The organism is Streptomyces sp. NPDC059456, assembly GCF_042750055.1.
Classification (GTDB): domain Bacteria; phylum Actinomycetota; class Actinomycetes; order Streptomycetales; family Streptomycetaceae; genus Streptomyces.
This window is the reverse complement of record NZ_JBHYVA010000004.1, coordinates 1-17,487: the sequence shown is the minus strand read 5'-3', so window position 1 is coordinate 17,487 and position 17,487 is coordinate 1. Positions and strand designations below refer to the sequence as shown.

The window sequence follows — 17,487 nt, the reverse complement described above, 5'->3', positions numbered from 1 at the left end:
GCGGGGGGGGGTTTTTCGCCCACCACACCCCGGGGGGGGGGGGGTTGGGGGGGGGGGGGGCTGGGGGGGCCCCGGGGGGGCCGCGCGGGCGCGGCGGGCCCCCCCCCCACGGAGATGGGGTCAGCGGGCGGAGGTCAGAGACCGGCAGGTGGCGGCGCCGCTGACGCCGATCCGTTGGCCGAAGTGCCCTCGGAGGTAGGCGTGTTCCCCTGCGGCGGCGGGGCGCTGCTGCCGCGTTCGCCCCACTGGTCGCCGCCTGAGGCGGAGAAGCCGGTGGCGCTGGGCTGGCCGGATGGACCGCCGACCTGGCCGCTGGTGTCCTGCTGCGCGCTGGTCGGAGGCGGCTGCGCCGCCTTCTTCAGAGCGTCCATCGCAGGGGAGATTCCGCCGTCCTGCCTGCCCTGGTCGCCGCCGCCAGCGGAGTGCGAGGCGATGTCGCCGGGGAATCCGCCTCCGGCGTCGGGGCCCTGCGGGGCAGCGCCTGCTCCGGCTGCTGCTCCTCCGGTGCCCGCGGTCGCGGCCATCGCGGCTCCCTTGCGGGCAGCGTTCTCCGCGTGCTGCCGTGCGACCTGTGCTCCGGCACCACCGGCACGGTGGATCGACTCGCCGCCGTCGGTGCTCTCAGCGGCCCAGTGGACGAACTTGAAGCACGCGTACGGGCACAACAGGACGAGGCACATGATGACGACGCCGGCCATGACGTCGGCGAGGGCGGCGGTTCCGTCCTTGGCGTCGGTCCTGCCGAGCGCGGAGGTGCCCAGCAGGAAGATCACGGTCATCAGGAGCTTGGAGACGACCAGGGTGGCGGTGGCTTCGATCCAGCCGCGCCGCCAGCGGCGAGCGGCCTCCCAGCCGCCGCCGGCACCGGCGAACACGGCCAAGGTGACCAAGACCAAGATCCCCACCTTGCGTACGAGCATCACGCACCAGAACATGAAGGCTCCGACGGCGGCTCCGAGGCCGACGATTCCGGGAACCATCCACCCGAGTCCGGCCAGACCGCCGATCTGGGAAACCTTGATGCTGCGCCGGACGGCTTCCTTCATCGATGTGCCCGCGGCGGCGAAGAGACCGTCGCTCAGTGCATCGACGACCTCGATGGCGACGGTGGTCAGGGCGATGGCACCGAATGCGAAGATCACGCCCGAGGCGGTGCCGGTGAAGGCCTGGCGCAGGGCCTGTCCGTCGCGGCGGAAGGCTGCGCGGACAAGCTGGGCGCACATCGTTCCGACGAGGACGACCAGGCCGATCGGCAGCAGCATCTCGTAGTTCTCGCGGAACCAGGTGGCGTTGAGGTCGACCTTGGTCGTGGTGTCGATGGCGTCGGCGGCTAGGTCGGCGGCTGCGGCGGCGAGTTCGCCGATGCTCTTGGCGATCCAGTTGCCTATGCCTTCGGTGATCGCCTTGCCGGGGTTGTTCGCGAAGTCGATGACGTCGGCAGCCGAGCACATCTTGTTGGCCAGCGGCAGGTCGCAGAAGCCCACAGGGGTCTACCTCCTCTCGTGGGTGGGGGTCAGGGCAGGACGCTTGGGGCGATGGCGACCAGGGAGCAATCCGCGTTGGGCCGGCACTGAACGGCGAGCGTGGCCGTGCGGTCTTCAGCCCCAGCCCCGCCACCGTTCCAGGTGATCTGCTGCTTGCCGCTGACCGTGACCACGTAGATGTACGCCTGGGTCAGCGCGGCGGGGTCGTCGGCGAGTGCTTGTTTGAAGGAGCTGGGAAAGTGCGCCTCGCTGATCGCGACGGTGGCGTGCTGGCCGTTGTCGTGCATCCGAGACCAAAGGACGGGGTCGGGGATCTGGGCCTGGACGCCAGCCCAGTCGGCGTACTGGGTCTCGCGGGTGACCCAGGCGTGCAGGCCTGTCAACTGCTGGGTGTGCGTGGTGGTACGGGTGTCGTACGTCCACAGCACCTGGGCCGCGGCCTTTCCGTACGCAAGCGGGTCAGCGATCTGCGGGGGCTTGGCCACGCCACCGGTCCCGCCGGTTGGCGGGGGAGCGGAGGACGGGCCGGGAGGGCTGGCTCCGGGAGCTGGGGTGGCGGGCCGGTCCGCAGAGTCGTTCCGGCCGGTCCACCACGCGGCGAGGCCGGCGAGGGCCACGAGCATGGTGAGGCAGACGACGAGGACGGTGATGCGCCGGTTGGCCGACCAGTGCCCGGTGTGCAGGTACATCCGTGGGCGACGGGCCCGTGTGCGGGATCGTTTCGCCACTACTTGACCTGCGATCCCAGGGCGGAGAAGAACATGACGATGCCGTTGGCGGCGCCGAGCCCGAGGGCGGCGCCAGCGCTCACGACCGCGCCCTTCTTCCCGTTCGCCTCGGAGTTGTGGCCTCCGGTGAAGTGGCCCCAGGCCCAGACGGCAAGGCTGACGGCGAGGGCGCCTACGACGGCGATGATCCCGTACAGGTTGATCGAGGAGACGACGCTCTTGAGGACCGAAAGGCCCGGAAGGCCGCCTTCGTTGGGGGTGATGCCCGGGTCGTAGGCAAGGGTGATGAGCCGGTCGATGGACGACATTGGTGTGCTGGACTCCTTGCAGGCAACGGCTGTTGGCCGATGCGGGTGGCGCGAGAAGGGGGAAGGGCGCGGCGAAGGCGCGCGAGGGCAGCACGAGGCCGCGGGAGATCCGGCCGAGAAGCCGGGAGGGAATGCCGCAGGCGGCTAGGAAGCGGGGACCACCCGCTGGATGGCGATGATGGTGCCCAGGCTGGCCTGGGTGACGATCCGGACAGGCTTGCCGGTCCGGGGTGCCTCGATCGCCAGGAGGGTGTTCTTGGCGGCGCCGATGGCCATGGCCACGTGTTCGGGACCGGACGGGCCGGGGCGGGTGAACAGCAGGTCACCGGGCCGGATGGCGGATGTCGGTACCGAGTCGCCCTCCGTGACCTGGGTGTACGTGGTGCGAGTGAGGGTGATGCCGGCGGCCTTGTAGGACTGCTGGGTCAGGCTGGAGCAGTCGCACCGGTCCATCGGGTCCGGGCCGTGGGAGTTCGTGCAGGTGCCGCCCCACTGGTACATCGTTCCGAGCTGGCCCATCGACCAGTGGATCGCGGTGCGGACCTTCTCGGGGGCGTCCTTGGGGATCTCGTACCCGTCGGGCACGGCTCCCTCGGGGATCGGGCCGAGGTGGCCGCCGCCGGCGCAATCGCTGGTTGCCGGTGGCTGGGTGCCGCCGGTTCCGGGAGCGCCGTTGCCGCCGGGGAGGGTCTTGACGATGGCCTGCTGCAGGGCACGGGCGAGGGGTTCCCACTGCGCGTATGCGTCAGGGAAACCGCTGCGCTGGACCGCTTGCGCGGCTTGGGTGATGGTCATCTGCTCCCATCCGCGCACCTCCAGCAGTCCCTTGTAGAACTTCGTGGCGGCGTATACCGGGTCGCGGATTTGCTCGGGGGTGCCCCAGCCCTGGCTGGGCCGCTGCTGGAACAGCCCGAGCGAGTCCCGGTCGCCGCCACTCAGGTTGCGCAGGCGGGACTCCTGGATGGCCGTGGCCAGGGCCACGACCTGTCCGCGTTCGGGGACACGGAGTGAGATGCCGGTGGCGACGATGGTCTTGGTATGAGGGATCTGCTCGGCGGGCAGCTCCAGGCCTTCGACGTGTACGTCCTGGCTGGCGCCGCCCTTGCCGCCGAGGATCGCCTCGACCGCCTTCGCGACCGCGGCTTTGTCGAGTCCTTTGTCCGTGGAGCAGTTGGAGGCCCGCCCGGCGGAACCGGCAGCGGCGACGGCCGCGGTGCCGGCGAGTAGGACGGGGGAGAGGCAGGCGACGCCGATGACGGCGGCTATCGATTTCAATCCGGCCCGTCCGGCAGCGAATCAGCGCCGGAGCGCAGGGCACGGTACAGGTTCAGGCATGGGTGTGCCACGGTGATGGGTCCTTGAAGTGAGCGCTAGCCGCAGGACTGGCATGCGACGGAAAGGGTCTTCGGCCAGCGGTAGGTGATCAAGAGCGCAGAGGGACACGAGGAGTTGCTGCTCGGCGGTGGCCCGCGCTGGCGTCAGGTGACGCTGGGCATGAGGGATCTCCGGCAGGGGAGGGGATGTCCCATCCGGTCTTCCCGGCGGGTCTTCAAAAACCCTAGGGCCGGAATTGGGAATGCCGAAATAGCCATCGGCGTCGAGGCGATTCCCGGATCGTGTCCTAGGGTCTTGGGAATCCCCGACGTCCCCTCGCTGCCCGCGGACTCTGCGAATCCGTGTGAGGCCGAGGTGTGTCTGAATACCGGTCGGGCCCACCGTCACCTACCGAAATACGGTTCCCCTTGCCCTTTTCCCTCCACGAGGGCGACGCGCTCAGCGTGCTCGCCGCTCTCCCCGATGCCTGCGTGGACTCCGTCATCACCGACCCGCCGTACAACTCGGGCGGCCGGACCGCGAAGGAGAGGACCACGCGCACGGCGCGGCAGAAGTACACCTCCGCCGACGCCAGCCACGCCCTGCCGGACTTCACCGGCGAGAACATGGACCAGCGGTCGTACGGCTTCTGGCTGACGCAGATCATGACCGAGGCGCACCGACTGACGAAGCCCACGGGTACCGCGCTGCTGTTCACCGACTGGCGACAGCTGCCAGTGACCACCGACGCGATCCAGGCGGCCGGATGGCTATGGCGCGGCATCCTCACTTGGCACAAGCCGCAGGCCAGGCCGCAGAAGGGACGCTTCCGCCAGGACTGCGAGTACATCGTGTGGGCGTCCAAGGGGCCGATGGACAACTCCCGGGCGATCTACCTGCCAGGTCTGTACAGCGCCTCGCAGCCCTCAGGCAAGGAGCGCAAGCACATCACGCAGAAGCCGGTCTCGGTGATGCGGGAGCTGGTGAAAATCTGCCCGGAGCAGGGCACGGTCCTCGACTTCTGCACCGGATCCGGTTCCACCGGGGTGGCCGCGCTCCTGGAGCGCCGCTCGTTCATCGGCGTCGAGAAGACCCCCGAATACAGCAAGATCGCCGCCGACAGGCTTACCGAGACGCTGACGCAGACCCTCACGCAGACCGACTGCACCCTGGCGGCCTGACAGCCCACGGGCTGGTGCCCAACCAGCATTAGCGCCAGCCCGTCGGTTCTCTATCAGCTGTTCCGTGAATTCGGAATTCACGGATTCTCCGCATCGTTGAACGCACCTTTCCTAAGTGCGCCGTGCGCCTTCAAGGAGTTTCCCTTGCCCGAATCCATCGACCCTCGTGACGAGGGACAGCTGGAGCCGATCCGTATGACCGATGGCGACCTGGAGGACCTGGAGGCCTCGGTCCGCAAGCTGATGGAGCACTCGGCCGACCAGGCCCGGTTGCTCGACAGCCTCGCCGCCGACCCCATCCAGGCCTCACCCTTCGCCGGGTTCCCGGCGATGCCGGCCCGATCCAGCATGCCGATGATGCTGCCTTCGCAGCCGGAGCCCCGGTTCATCCTCACCCTCGACGGCGAGGACTTCGACACGGAGCTGGACGGCCTGACCGACTGGGTGCAACGGGTCTTCCTCGGCGTGTACGGCTCGGAGATCACCACCGCGACGCCGTGGTGCTACGAGTGGCAGGAACACCTCGACGTGGTGGGCTGGCTGCACTCGCTGTGGCTGGCCTGGCAGCAGCACATGGACCCTGAGGCCGGGCCCTCCGGCCCCGCCGTGTGGCACCGGGACTTCCTCACCCACACCGTCGCGGCAGTCCGCGCCCCGGGCGGCCCGCTCTCGGCATGCACCACCGATCCCGAACGGCGTTCCCACCGGCTTCTGCCACGCCCCGATGCACCGCTCCACCCGACCGCAGGGGATGAACGCCCCCTCCCCGGCGAGACGGAATGAACACCGCACCCCAGTACGGGCTGTCGTTCGACCCGCGCGCCCTGAACGACCTTCTGGCCGCTCCCAGCGACATCAGAGACCTGGCCCTGGCCCACATCCAAGACGCCGTCAACGGCATCCGTCAGGGCAACAAGCTCACCGGTGACCTGTCCGGATTCCGGAAGACATACGTCGACCACCGCGCCGAATGGCGGATGGTCTACGCCTTGCGAGCCGCCCCGGCCAGCGCCACGCACACAACCGAGGTCTACGTCGTGGCCGTCCGCCCACGGGACGGCTATGACGTGTACGACACCGTTGCAACCCGCCTCGGCCTGGAACGCCGCCCACTGAGCGCGCTGGCCCACGCGGCTCGTTCCCGCTCCCCGCACACGACCGTGCACGCCACGAGCCCGGTGCCCGTACCCGCGACGCGGCCCGGCATTCCCCAGCCCGCCCTCATCATCCCGTCCACGAGAGGCATCACCCGTTGACCATCCCCACCCAGCACGACCTCCTGACCCCCTTCATCGACGAAATCCTCGAAGGCCTCCGCGACATCCTCGACGAGGATCGATGCGAGCGAGAGGCCTGCTGTGCCGACCGCCAGGAGACCAGCCCTGGCAGCCCGTACTCCGGCTGCGTCCGCGGTTCCGGCACTCCGGCACCCTGTCCGTCCGACTGCGCCTGCCGAACCAGCTCCTGGATCTCCTGGACGTGATCCGAACCACGGAGCCCCCGACGAGCGAAGCAGCCCCATCCCGGTGCTGCTCAGACCAGACGGCGAGCCGCTCCAGCGGCGCAGCCGAGACCGCCGGCGCTACGACGTCTTCGCGTCTCGTTGTGGAATGCCTTAACGCCTTCGGCCGACGGGGCGACACGGAGGCCATGGCCTCCATGCACCTGGTCGGCGAGCGGACGGGCGTACCGGGCGTGGCAGGCAAGGGCTGGAAGTACGCTGACATCACCCCCGTACGCCTGGCGAAGCTGCTGGCCCGGTACGACATCCACCCGCCGAACACGGATCTCTCTGACGGCCGCCGACGCAAGGCTTACTCGCGTCGCGCTCTCGCGCGATCCCTGCACAACCAGCCGCTCTGAGCGCCGCGTTCGCTACCTGCTCGATACACCGGGCTGGCCCTGAAGACTGGGATGTGGTCAACGCCTTCCTCCTGCGGTGCAGCGAGCAGTCGATGCATCGCAGATGGGGGCGGCTCCGGATCCATAGACCGGACTTCGAGCGTCTCCTGCGCGCCTCGGACAACTGGATCGCCAGCGCGCCCGGCGCCTGGCTGATCGCCCTGGCTCCATCGGACGCCTGCACCACAGCCCTGGCGTCGTCGACCTCGGCGTGCAGGTTGCTGACCACGTCCACCGGCGCGGTATCGGCACGGGGCTGGTCCGCCTCGCTGCCCGGCAGGCTTTGGCGGGCGGAGCCCACACCTTGAGCGTATACACCGCACGGGCCAACGCCCCCATGCTGGGCCTCCTTCGCCGCCTAGGCCCGGCCTCCACGTCGCACGCCGGTAGCCACACCGAAATGCGGTTGTCGCTGTCAGACGTCACCAGCCACTCCAGTCCCACCCCCGACGAGGACTTCCAATGCCCCCAGCCACACCGCTCGGCGCGCGCAAGGCCCTGACCGGTCTTGACGACCGCATCGAAGCCGCGACCGGAACCACGGTGGACGCACTGTGGGAGCACCTTGACCGCGGCCTGCTCGACGAGCCGATCGCACGCCTGGTGCGGGCGCACCGCGTCCTGGCCAAGGCGCACACCGACCTCACCTTCCACCGGACCCTCCTTCAGCGTCTGGCCAGCGGTGAGTTCGAGCTCGATGCCGCTCTGCTGGCGCGAGTTGACCGGGTAGTCGGCCAGATCAAGGAGGCCGTGGCGGTGCGGGACACCCTGCACGATGAGGCCGTCGCAGTCCTGGCGCCGGTCGAACGGAGTGCCCCGAGGGGAACTCGCGACGGACTCCCTGACGTGAACGCCCCCGACTACGCCGCCTTGCTGGCCATTGCTCGCGGAGCCAAGCTCCACCAGCACCTGCTGACCGGACGCCTGTCCGTCGCCACGGAATCCGGCACCAGGATCACGCAGTACGTCCTCGAGCGGCTCGAACGAGCTGACCTTGTCGTCCGCGACACTTCACACCCCCTCCACGCAGGCCAGCCCGTTCTCGTCACCGAAGTCGGACGCGCCGTACTTGCGGGGGCCCGTGGACCGCGCTCAGCGCCGACCGGCTCGTCCCACGTCGCGGTGGCCGAAGTCCGTAGGAACCGCCAGCTGCGATAGCTACCCCGAGAGAGACATTCGAGTTCGTGTCCCCATCCAAGTACGCACCCGACTTCCGGCTGGTCGGCTACCGAGCAGCCAGCGACGCGGTCGAGGAACGCTTCTACGGCCGCATCGCGGCCGACGAGGACATGCTGACGGCGCTTGCCGAACACCACTCGGCCGACGCCCGCCACAGCTTCCACATCCTGCACGACCCGACCGCCACCTGGGGGATTCCCGGCGAGCCGCAGATCATCGCCCTGCACATCGCCCGCGACCTTGGCGAGAGAACCTTCACGTTCGAGCATGCCATGCTGCCTCTGCCGGCCATGGCCCAGTCCTGGCTCGTGTCCAGGGGCTGCCCGTGCGAAGGGATTCGCCTACCGCCGGGCATGGGCACCACGCCCGCCGACGAGATGACCACTGCGCTGCAGGACCGACTCGTCAGCGACGGCCATGCCTTCGCCCTGATCGACAGCTATTCCAACGACCACACGAACCAGCCCCAGATTACGGTCTTGCTCCGAGCCCTCGACGAAACGGACCCGCACCCCTTTCGCGTTCTCGTCGAACAGGCAGACCTCGCGAAGTACACCCACACCTTGCGCGAAGGCGGATTCCCCACCTACGACGCCGCCGTGTCGTATTTCAACGACCCGGAAGGCGTTCGGCAGAAGCCGCCTACAACGCACCTTCCCCAGCGTGCGGTTCCGGCGCCGTACGCCAGCGGACCAGCCTCTCCCCGCCGCCGCTGACCTCCCTGCTTCCACAGCATTGGCCGGACCCGGGCAAGGTCTTTTACCAGCGGGTCCGTGAATTCGGAATTCACGGATTCTCCGGATTCTGGAAGCAGCACTTCGCGTGGTGCCAGATGCGCATCCCACCCCGCCCAGCTTGTACGAGAGGAGTCCTCTGTGCCCGACGGCGAGCAGGATGTGCTGGAGTTCTTTGCCCAGCAAATTGAAACGACCTTCCAGTGGACGCTGCCGGACCTCGCACGCGACCACGACCAGGGCCAGTCCCGTCCCGGGGCTGCGGAAGCGCTCCGCTGGTACGGCCGGCTGTCCGGCGCGCAGGACAGGCTGCGCCAGGCCGAGGACGAGCTCGTCGTGGCCCTCGGCGCCGAGCCCGGGGAGCTCAAGCCCGGGCAGTGGGAGCTTGCCCACCGTGTGAACACCGCGGTCGTGGAACGCGACGTTCCCGCCGTCATCCTGAAGGCGCTGCTCGACACCGTAGTGGCAGACACGGCCGAGCGCGGCTCCGGGCAGAGCACGGTGGCCTCGCGCCGGATTCAGGGTCCCGCCGTCGCGGTGGCCCAGCCGCCCAGGGGCAGCAACGCAGTTCAGGGGCAGGCTCGTTGAAGTCGACCACACAGGGTCAGACGATCGAGTCGGCCTTCGGACACCCGGTCGGCCTCCTGCACCAGAGCGCCACATCGGGCCTTGCAGAGCCCGCCTTGCACCACGTGATGGAACTCCGGGCCGTTCTCGCCGTTGCCGAGGAACATCTCGCCCGGATCCGTGACTACGTGCATCAGTCCGCCGCTCCGCAACGGGATCTCGGAGAGCTGAACCCGGACGACCTGCGGATGGACGCCCAATGGCTGGAGGCCGCAGTCGACGCGCGGGTGGGACTACTAGCCGCGCTCACCAACATCCTCAAGTCCATGCCGGCAGCCGGACCCGATCGACACCGACTCCGGCCACCGCCCCCTCCGGCCCGGCCCGCCCACGCTGCTGCCCCGGCGCCGATCCGACACCCGCGAAGGAGAAGCACTGCCCCACGACACATCCGACGCCCTCCGTGGCCGCATCGAGTCCCTCTTCGGCCAGCCTCTGACCGCACTTGTGCGCCATGCCGAAGGGGCCTCCACAACAACCTTGCTCGGCGCCCTCCTCGGCATCCACGCCGACCTCGTCTTCGCCGAACGGAACATCGACTTCCAACTGGACCGCCTGCGCCAGTTCACCGGCGAGGACCGAGAAGTCGGCCCCTTCGCCGCCGGCCACATCCTCGATTGCGCCCAGCGGCTGAGTCAGTCCGTCACCGCCCGCGACGCCCACACCAAGGCCCTCACGGCCGCGTTGCAGGGCCTGCGCCGCAATGAACCCCCGGCAGCCACGGTGCCCGCCCCTGCCGCACGCACCGCACCGGCCGCGCGCACTCACTGACACCGTCCCGCAGTCCCGCACCCCTGGAGAGACCTCCGTTGCCCACCACCGGCCTGCCCCGCCCCCTTACCGCCGACCTCGCCCGGGTCGGTGAAAGCCTGGAGATGCTCAGCCCGCGCTGGACGGTATGGACGCTGATGACCCTCAGCGACCAGCCGATGCGCTACACCGAGATCAAGCCCCGCCTGGGCATGCTCCAGGACGGCCAGCTCGCTCCGCGGCTCGCCCGTCTGACCGCCGACGGCCTCGTTGATCGGCGCCAGGAGCACGTACGCCACGTCAACTACCGCCTGTCGGCTCGTGGTCAGGCCCTCACGGGTGTGATCGCCGCCCTTGCGTCCTACGGCGACAGCCACCTGGACAAGGAGACGAACCCGAACCGGAAGACCGGCGAGCTGGAGGTCGAGCGGATACCCCCGGCACAGAACGCCGAAGACGTCCTGACCCTCATCACGCCCAAGCACGCCACCCCGCTGATGTGGGCGCTGCGCGCAGAGGGACGTGCCTCCGGCCGGGACCTGGCCGCCATGGTGCTCCCCGGGGGGAACGCCGCCCTGCTGTACTCGCCGCTGCGTCAGCTCGTCGCCGACGGACTCGTCGAACGGCTCGGCCACAGCGACTACCAGCTCTCCGCCCAGGGGATGGCACTCGCCCCGGTCTTCCGGTCGCTCTCCGCGTGGGGTGCCGGCCGCCGGGCCAACGCCGAGCATCCGCTGTGGGCCGAGCGGACCGCCCCCGACCCGCAGCTCCCCGACGGTCGGTGGGCGGCCAACCGTTCCCACCCTGCTGCGGTCCCGCCGGCCACGACCCTGCGACCGGGCAACATGTTCTCCCACGCCCAGCCCGTCCGCCCCGTCGCGGCCGGCTCCTCGATGGGGGGCCGGGCCCGATGAGCAACCCCCACCCCATCGCGGATGCGGTCAGCGCCGCCGCGATGCTGAGCCTGCGGTGGACAACGCGCATCATCAGCGAGATCGACGACAACGGGCCCATTCCGCACCGGGCCGCTCAGGCCACCTTCCCCGATATCCCGGCAGACAGCCTGCAACACGGGCTACGCACCCTCCGCCAGCGCGGGCTCCTCCAGATTCGCGAGCACCGCGACGACGACAGCCCCGTCGGACTCACACAGGCCGGCCGGGACCTGGGCGACGTCTACGAAGCCTTGTCCCACTGGGCACGGCGGCATCACTACCCCACTTCGCAGAGCGACTTCGTCACCCGGGTCGAAGCGAGCCTTGCCCTGCTGCGCGACCGTCACACCGTGAGCCTCCTCGAAGCCCCCTCGGCCAAGTTGTACGGATACAGGGCACGGCGTGCGCTTCACGCCGGTCTCATCGGCACGGGCCCCAACGGCTGGTACACGCTCACCGAGGCCGGAGGAGAACTGGGCCAGGCGCTGGCCGTCCTCACCAACTGGGCAGCCGCCCACCCGCAGGTCGTCATGGCCGCCGCGAGCCGCCGTCCGGACAGGCCGACCACAGAGCTTCACCACGTCGGTGGCCCAGCCCTCCGGCTGGCCCATATCGGCTCCACCCATGCGACGCGCTTCCCCCGATAGCGCTTCTCCCCGCCCGTCTCCCTACTTCGCATCGTGGGCCACTTCCTGCCCGCTGACCGCCCCCGGCCGCCGCTGAACGGGCCGCATTCCCGCTGAAAGTGATCATGATTCGCCGCAGAGCCGTCGGTGGCCGCCACGCCCGTATCCCCAACTTCGGCATCATGCGCCGCATCTACCTGCCGCGCTGCGCGGATGCCGTGTCCTTCAGCATGGCCACCTACGCCATCCCCTTGCTGGTCCTGGCCACCACGGGATCCGCTGCCCTGACCGGCATCGCCTTCACCTTGGAGTGGGTGCCCCGACTCGCTGCCTTCTCCTGGGCTGGCGCGGCTGTCGACCGGTGGGGCTGTACGCGAGTCTTCCGGATGGCCGCAGCCCTCCGAGCCTTGGTGCTGCTTGCCGCCGTAGCGGCGCTCACCCTGGTCGACGACGGACTGCCTGCCACCATCGCCGTGATGGCTCTGGCCGCGGTGACCGGCGTACTGACCGAATACAGCTACGTGGCCGCCGAAACCGCAGGGGCACTCGCAGGACGCAAGGCCGGCGACGCTGAGCACAAGATCCAGTCGGTCCTCCTCGGCATCGACAACACCGCGAACCTGACCGGCCCCGCCGCCGGCGGACTGCTCCTGCAGTACGCCGGTCGCACCGGCATGCTCCTCACGATCGCCGGACTCTCCCTGCTTGCCGCAGCCCTCGCTCCTCGCGACCGCCACCACCGCACCGCTGAGGTCTCCGCCTCGCCCATGCAGGGACTCCGGGTCGGCTGGGCCACCCTGCGCTCGCTCCCAGCCCTGGCCTGGCTGATCACCGGACTGACCGTCTCCAACATCTGCACCGGCACCCTCCAGGCCGCCGCCCCCGTCCTGATCGTGCAGCAGATGGGCCACACCAGCGCCTCGGTCGGACTGATCTGGTCCGCCGCCGCGGCAGCCTCCCTTTTCACTGTCGCCGTCTGCCGCTTCGCCATCGACCGCGCCGGGCTATGGCCCGTCGGCGCGGTCTGCGCGGCCATCGCTGCTGCTGCCGGAGTCGCCGTCGCGCAGACCGACGCCTACACGCAGTTGCTCGTCCTGGTTGCAGTGCTCATGGCCGGGGAGGGCGGCATGACCGTGGTGTTGCGCACGCTGCGTTCGAAGCTCATCCCCGAAGCCGTCTTCGGCAGCACGCTCGCCGTCACGATCCTCATCATGCTGCTGCCCTTCCCAGTGGCCGGCCTGCTCGTCGCGCTGACCCCGGCGAACCTACTCGGCCAAGTCCTCACCGTCTGCGCCGCACTGCAGGCTCTCGGGCTGGCCGCCGCGTTCTGGCGGATGCGCCGCGACCCCGCCCTGTCCGGTCAGCCCGCGTACGCGCAGGCGGCCTGACCACCCCCTACGCCTTCACCACACCCTCTACCGCAAGGGCCCGCCATCGACGCCCACACCGGCATCGACATCCTGTACGACCATCCCCCGGTCACGAACGACCGCTTTGGATCGCCCTGCGCGGCGATCTTCCGCAGGCAGCCGCCGTGCTCGAACGGCTCGGCTTCCAGACCGTGACGGACAACGGCGTCGAGCTGTTCGTCCCGCCCCCGGAAGCCCACTCCGAGCGCACGACGCCCAACAGACCCCCCCGCATGACGAGTTCAAGCTCAGTAGCAGCTCGGATCCTGCCGCGGTTCCAGGGCCGACGGGGCCGCTCCGCGCCCCCGGTGGCGAGAGAAGCCGCAGGTCAGCGGCGGCAGAGACGTCCTGCAGCGGCTCCGCCGGCACCGCAGAGGAATGCGAGGCCGCGGTGCCCTTCCCCCAGGCGCTCAGGCTGCGGCTTCGCCGGGGTCCTCGTCCTCGTCATCCGAGGAGCCGCCCCGCTCGTAACCCGCAACGGGAACAATGCGTCCGTCAGCAAGGGTCCTCGTGTGCCCGACTACCGGGTGCTTGACGGGGGTTTTCCGCCGCTCGTCCACGGCCGCAGGGTCGGCGACCGACCCGGTGTCCTCGGCGGCGTTCTGTTCCATGGCCTTCCTGGCGACCACGACAACGACGGCCAGGGCCATGCCGCCCAGGGCGGTGCCGGCGGCGAGGAACTTCCCCTTGTGCTTCCCGTACAGGTTCTTCGTCTTCTCGACGAAGGATGTGGGCTCGCCATCCTCGGGCGTGGAGTCATTCACGCGCACACATCTACCGGACGCATCCCTCACCTGTCAGGCAATCACCTGACATCGCCCGATCAAGTTCAGTAGCCGCGCCACGGCGCTGATGCCCCAGGACCCCATGACTCATACCAACGAACCCGCAGGGGATTACCACGTCAGCCCCTGCTACCTGGCCGGATCCACCGTCGTGGGCGACCCGGGTCTTCAGCCCGCCCTCGACGCGGGATGGAGACCGAGCTGGGACGACCACGGAAACGTCTTTCTCCCTGCCCCCGACCAGCGAGTGCGGATCGGCTACATGCCGGAGGGCGACGACGACGCCCTGTGGAAGATCAGCGCCTACCAGCACCACTTCGGTGCACCACGGTGGACCGCCGCATTTAACGACAAGGCCCCGACCGAATTCGTCACCGCCTTCACCAGTCAGCTTGTCGCCGCGTACCAGAGGGACGACGGCTCGGACCTGCGCGGCCCCGGCAGTGACGTCCGGGCCTTCGGCCCGCTGCTGGAAGCGGGTTGGAGAACCCACGACGCGCCCGGCCGCCTGGAGCTGACCTCCCCGGACGGACTCGCCGGAGCCTGGTACGACCGCGGCCCCCTCGACCAGGAAAGCGAGCTGGTCACCAATGACACACGCTGGGGCATGTGGGGCGGGCCAGAGCGCTCCTACTCCTCCTGGTACGCCGTCTTCAGCAGCCGTACACCGGTGGCCCTGATCGCCGCGACCGCCACCGCCGTCGTCAACCCCGAGCCCGTACTGCGGTGGGAGGGCGAGCTGTCTCAGATGACCAAGCGGTACGCCCGGCTCACACCCGTGGTGCCGCCGAAGCCGCCCGCGCCTACTCCACTCGACCTTGCTCGCTTCCGAACGCCGCCGGCTGTACGTCCCGCCAGTGTTCGCCGTTGGTCGACCAGCACGGTTCCAGGTACCCGGCTCCCCGCGCCGGCCCGCCCCGCTGCCCGCCGCTGATCCCGCCGAAGCAGGAGGCCCCACGTCCATGGCGCTGTCCCCGAACGCCTTCTTCACCCAGGAACTGTCTCTCACCTTCGACAACGGTGCCGTAGTCGGCAACAGCTACTACGCGGCCCCGGCCCCGGACAGCCCACTCCTCCTGCGGATCTCTTTCCAGTCCACCCTCCGCCACGGGGAGTACGGCGGTCTGCGCCTGAGCATCGTCCACGCGGACCGAGGACCTATCGATGAGATCGTGCTCTCGTTCGCCGACCACGGCACCTTCAGCACACGGGACAGGACGGCAGGGCGAACGGACCGATCTGACGGCTACGCCGTCTTCCGGGACTTCAACCCCCGCACATCGGGTCCGGCGCCTTGGGCCGGTGGGGACTGGACCCGCATGAAGGCCGCCGTCACCCGCTACGCCAACCTCTGGTTCTCCACCCGCCCCACCCCTCCTCGGACCGCCGGCGCGACGGTTGCCCGCACCACATCGCCGCCGCTCGCCGAGAAGGCCGCCTCCCATGGCCACCACCGATAGCCGATCGCAGAACCACCCCTCCGACGAACGGACCTGCACTGACCGACCCCATGAGCTCGCTGCCCTCGGACAAGCTCGTGTCCGTCCACGCCCGGTACCTTGCCGGCCGAGGCTCCGACCAAATCCTCGACGGATGGCCGTTCCCTCACAACAGCGGTGAACACGACTGGTCATTCCACTGCCCTGAGGACGGGTACCAAGTGGCATCCAGTCCCTGTCTGAGGCTGCGTTCCGGCTTCCTTGCCGAACCCGGCGGTGCAGCGGGCGACGGGGCCTGGATTACCGCCGCATATCAGCAGCCTTTCGAAGCGGCAGCCTGGAACGCCAGGTTCGACGCCTCCACCCCCGTCGAGATGATCTGGGACTTCCACACCGAACTGCTGCACTTCTACCTGGATGACGCCTTCAGCGACGGCGACATGCTGTTCCACGACGACACCGCGCCCGCAGCCGCGTACCTGCCACTGCTCAACGCCGGCTGGACCCACACCGCCAGCCACTGGGGCTCGCAGCACTTCCGCAGCCCGGACGGCATGGCCCACCTGGAACACCGGTACGGCACCACCGACCGCAACAAACCCGTCTGGATGCTGAACATGGGCTACCCCAGCGAGCCGCTCTGGCAAGCATCCTTCACCAGCCGCACCCCCGTCACCTATGTCGCGGCCTTCACCTCCTCCTTGGTCACGGAGGAGCCGCTTACCCGCGCCGTGAGTGAAGTCCCCTTCCACACCAGGCACCTCGCCCGACTGGCCTCCGTCCCGGACCGCACACCCGCCAGCAAACCGGCCATGCCTCCCGCGCCCCCGCACAACACGGCGGCCCGCACCTGCTGACTCGCCCGGCCGTGCGCCAGCAACCCGTTCAGCCAACCCACCAAGGAGCAGAACCTCGTTGTCCAGCCGATCCGCCCGCCGCAAGGCACCCACCGCAGCCATCGCCGTTGCCGCCGCCGCGACGGGAGCCCTGACCTGGGCACCCTCGGCCTCAGCCGAGGCACCCGAGCCGACCCCCTCCACTTCGGCCCCGGCGCCGCGCAGCATGCCCGAGCCGGAGCCCGGCGGCGTCGAGATCCACAAGAAGGACCCCGCGGGTGCCACGCTAGAAGGCGCCCAGTTCAGTCTCCTCGAGACTGTCAACGGGGCGAAGGCCCTGCAGGGCAAGAGCGGCGCCGACGGCATCCTCCGCTTCGAGAAGGTCACCCCCGGCATCTACCGGCTCAAGGAGACCGACTCAGGCAGCGCCATCCACGACGTGGCCGCGGACCGGGACATCATCGTCACCCCCGGCCAGGTCACCCCCGTCACCGTCATCGACCCCTTCAGGCCAGCGGAACTGACGGTGAAGAAGACCGAAAAGGTCACCGGCAAGCCGCTCGACGGCGCCGTGATCAACATTCTGCCTTCCGGCAGCGGGGGCGAAGCCATCACCCTGACCACGGGCAAGGACGGTGCGGCCAAGGCTCAGCTCACCGTCACCGCCCGCTCCGGCACCGGCTACACCGCCACCGAGGCCAAGGCACCGTCCGGGTACCAGCTGGACTCGAGCCCGGTGCAGGTCAGGGCGAAGCCCGCTGCCAGTACGACCGCGGGGTTCACCAACACGCCCACCGCGACCACCTCGCCGACCCAGCAGCCGAGCAAGCCGCCCACGAGCAAGCCCACGCCCGCCCCCGACACCTCTGCACCCGCCATCCCGACGCCGGACAACACCAGCAGCACCCCCCACCCCGTCCGCGGCCCCGACCAGTACGGCCACAGCCTCCACCGGTCCGGACGGCCAGCTCGCCCGCACCGGCGCCGGCTCCACCAGCTGGCTCGCCGCAGCAGGTGGCTTCCTGATCAGCGTCGGGGCCGGCGCCGCCTGGGCCGTGCGGCGCCGACGCACCAACCAGCCGGACGACGCCTCCTGATACACCCAGCACCGCCGTGAATCGCGGAGCAACCAAAGACACAAGCGAGGGGGGGTTTGCCCCCGGGGTTACGCCCCCGCGGTTTGGGGTGGGGCCCCGCCCGGGCGCCCCCGCTGGGGGGGGTTGGGGTCGGCCGTGGGTCGGAGCGCCGCA

Annotated in this window: 22 protein-coding genes and 1 pseudogene; 18 read left to right on the top strand and 5 right to left on the bottom strand. The window is 69.6% G+C overall.

What is annotated here, in order from left to right; genetic code table 11:
• Nucleotides 1–134: 134 nt before the first annotated feature.
• The 4 genes from ACFXA3_RS01195 to ACFXA3_RS01180 all read right to left on the bottom strand — a co-directional run bounded on the left by ACFXA3_RS01195 (nt 135) and on the right by ACFXA3_RS01180 (nt 3,795).
• Nucleotides 135–1,484 (bottom strand): ATP-binding protein, encoded by a 1,350-nt coding sequence (locus tag ACFXA3_RS01195; protein ID WP_385180236.1) that lies wholly within the window; start codon nt 1,482–1,484, stop codon nt 135–137.
• A gap of 29 nt (nt 1,485–1,513) precedes the next feature.
• Nucleotides 1,514–2,173, bottom strand: coding sequence for a hypothetical protein (locus ACFXA3_RS01190; RefSeq protein ID WP_385180234.1), 660 nt, complete (start codon nt 2,171–2,173; stop codon nt 1,514–1,516).
• A 38-nt stretch (nt 2,174–2,211) separates the two neighbouring features.
• Nucleotides 2,212–2,520: a DUF6112 family protein gene (locus tag ACFXA3_RS01185; protein ID WP_266816636.1), complete on the bottom strand. Its 309-nt coding sequence runs from the start codon at nt 2,518–2,520 to the stop codon at nt 2,212–2,214.
• Between the two features lie 144 nt (nt 2,521–2,664).
• Complete coding sequence (locus ACFXA3_RS01180) at nt 2,665–3,795, bottom strand: C40 family peptidase (protein ID WP_385180231.1); 1,131 nt, start codon at nt 3,793–3,795, stop codon at nt 2,665–2,667.
• A 467-nt stretch (nt 3,796–4,262) separates the two neighbouring features.
• Here ACFXA3_RS01180 and ACFXA3_RS01175 point away from each other — a divergent pair, with 467 nt between their 5' ends.
• The 13 genes from ACFXA3_RS01175 to ACFXA3_RS01115 all read left to right on the top strand — a co-directional run bounded on the left by ACFXA3_RS01175 (nt 4,263) and on the right by ACFXA3_RS01115 (nt 13,156).
• Nucleotides 4,263–5,015 (top strand): DNA-methyltransferase, encoded by a 753-nt coding sequence (locus ACFXA3_RS01175; protein WP_385180228.1) that lies wholly within the window; start codon nt 4,263–4,265, stop codon nt 5,013–5,015.
• 144 nt (nt 5,016–5,159) lie between these two features.
• Entirely contained in the window at nt 5,160–5,798 is a 639-nt protein-coding gene (locus tag ACFXA3_RS01170; RefSeq protein WP_385180225.1) for a DUF4913 domain-containing protein, read from the top strand.
• Nucleotides 5,795–6,271, top strand: a complete 477-nt coding sequence (locus ACFXA3_RS01165) for a hypothetical protein (protein ID WP_385180222.1) — start codon at nt 5,795–5,797, stop codon at nt 6,269–6,271. The genes ACFXA3_RS01170 and ACFXA3_RS01165 overlap by 4 nt, the downstream gene beginning before the upstream one ends.
• Entirely contained in the window at nt 6,268–6,498 is a 231-nt protein-coding gene (locus tag ACFXA3_RS01160; RefSeq protein WP_385180220.1) for a hypothetical protein, read from the top strand. The genes ACFXA3_RS01165 and ACFXA3_RS01160 overlap by 4 nt, the downstream gene beginning before the upstream one ends.
• Entirely contained in the window at nt 6,495–6,878 is a 384-nt protein-coding gene (locus ACFXA3_RS01155; RefSeq protein WP_385180217.1) for a DUF3631 domain-containing protein, read from the top strand. The genes ACFXA3_RS01160 and ACFXA3_RS01155 overlap by 4 nt, the downstream gene beginning before the upstream one ends.
• 250 nt (nt 6,879–7,128) lie before the next feature.
• Nucleotides 7,129–7,419: a GNAT family N-acetyltransferase gene (locus ACFXA3_RS01150; RefSeq protein WP_385180214.1), complete on the top strand. Its 291-nt coding sequence runs from the start codon at nt 7,129–7,131 to the stop codon at nt 7,417–7,419.
• Nucleotides 7,380–8,075, top strand: a complete 696-nt coding sequence (locus ACFXA3_RS01145; RefSeq protein ID WP_385180211.1) for a hypothetical protein — start codon at nt 7,380–7,382, stop codon at nt 8,073–8,075. The genes ACFXA3_RS01150 and ACFXA3_RS01145 overlap by 40 nt, the downstream gene beginning before the upstream one ends.
• 26 nt (nt 8,076–8,101) lie before the next feature.
• Complete coding sequence (locus tag ACFXA3_RS01140) at nt 8,102–8,812, top strand: hypothetical protein (protein WP_385180208.1); 711 nt, start codon at nt 8,102–8,104, stop codon at nt 8,810–8,812.
• Nucleotides 8,813–8,971: 159 nt separating this feature from the next.
• Nucleotides 8,972–9,418 carry a hypothetical protein gene (locus ACFXA3_RS01135; RefSeq protein ID WP_385180205.1) on the top strand — a complete coding sequence of 149 codons (447 nt, stop codon included), beginning with the start codon at nt 8,972–8,974 and terminating at the stop codon, nt 9,416–9,418.
• 519 nt (nt 9,419–9,937) lie between these two features.
• Nucleotides 9,938–10,228 carry a hypothetical protein gene (locus ACFXA3_RS01130; RefSeq protein WP_385180202.1) on the top strand — a complete coding sequence of 97 codons (291 nt, stop codon included), beginning with the start codon at nt 9,938–9,940 and terminating at the stop codon, nt 10,226–10,228.
• A gap of 38 nt (nt 10,229–10,266) precedes the next feature.
• Nucleotides 10,267–11,121 carry a winged helix-turn-helix transcriptional regulator gene (locus ACFXA3_RS01125; protein WP_385180199.1) on the top strand — a complete coding sequence of 285 codons (855 nt, stop codon included), beginning with the start codon at nt 10,267–10,269 and terminating at the stop codon, nt 11,119–11,121.
• The gene (locus ACFXA3_RS01120; protein ID WP_385180196.1) at nt 11,118–11,789 is read left to right on the top strand and encodes a winged helix-turn-helix transcriptional regulator; all 672 of its coding nucleotides are present in this window, start codon (nt 11,118–11,120) and stop codon (nt 11,787–11,789) included. The genes ACFXA3_RS01125 and ACFXA3_RS01120 overlap by 4 nt, the downstream gene beginning before the upstream one ends.
• Before the next feature lie 104 nt (nt 11,790–11,893).
• Nucleotides 11,894–13,156 carry an MFS transporter gene (locus ACFXA3_RS01115; protein WP_385180193.1) on the top strand — a complete coding sequence of 421 codons (1,263 nt, stop codon included), beginning with the start codon at nt 11,894–11,896 and terminating at the stop codon, nt 13,154–13,156.
• Nucleotides 13,157–13,587: 431 nt separating this feature from the next.
• On the opposite strand, the gene ACFXA3_RS01110 is transcribed toward ACFXA3_RS01115, so the two are convergent.
• Nucleotides 13,588–13,941, bottom strand: coding sequence for a hypothetical protein (locus ACFXA3_RS01110; RefSeq protein ID WP_385180191.1), 354 nt, complete (start codon nt 13,939–13,941; stop codon nt 13,588–13,590).
• A gap of 103 nt (nt 13,942–14,044) precedes the next feature.
• Here ACFXA3_RS01110 and ACFXA3_RS01105 point away from each other — a divergent pair, with 103 nt between their 5' ends.
• The 5 genes and pseudogenes from ACFXA3_RS01105 (at nt 14,045) to ACFXA3_RS01085 (ending at nt 17,334) form a co-directional block, all read left to right on the top strand.
• Nucleotides 14,045–14,896 (top strand): DUF317 domain-containing protein, encoded by an 852-nt coding sequence (locus tag ACFXA3_RS01105; protein WP_385180188.1) that lies wholly within the window; start codon nt 14,045–14,047, stop codon nt 14,894–14,896.
• A 28-nt stretch (nt 14,897–14,924) separates the two neighbouring features.
• Nucleotides 14,925–15,422 carry a hypothetical protein gene (locus ACFXA3_RS01100; RefSeq protein ID WP_385180186.1) on the top strand — a complete coding sequence of 166 codons (498 nt, stop codon included), beginning with the start codon at nt 14,925–14,927 and terminating at the stop codon, nt 15,420–15,422.
• 200 nt (nt 15,423–15,622) lie between these two features.
• Entirely contained in the window at nt 15,623–16,258 is a 636-nt protein-coding gene (locus ACFXA3_RS01095; protein ID WP_385180182.1) for a DUF317 domain-containing protein, read from the top strand.
• A 205-nt stretch (nt 16,259–16,463) separates the two neighbouring features.
• Nucleotides 16,464–16,976 (top strand): annotated as a pseudogene (locus tag ACFXA3_RS01090) (collagen binding domain-containing protein); the annotation flags it as partial.
• Nucleotides 16,873–17,334, top strand: a complete 462-nt coding sequence (locus ACFXA3_RS01085; protein WP_385180299.1) for an LPXTG cell wall anchor domain-containing protein — start codon at nt 16,873–16,875, stop codon at nt 17,332–17,334. The pseudogene ACFXA3_RS01090 and the gene ACFXA3_RS01085, both read left to right, overlap by 104 nt.
• Nucleotides 17,335–17,487: the final 153 nt, after the last annotated feature.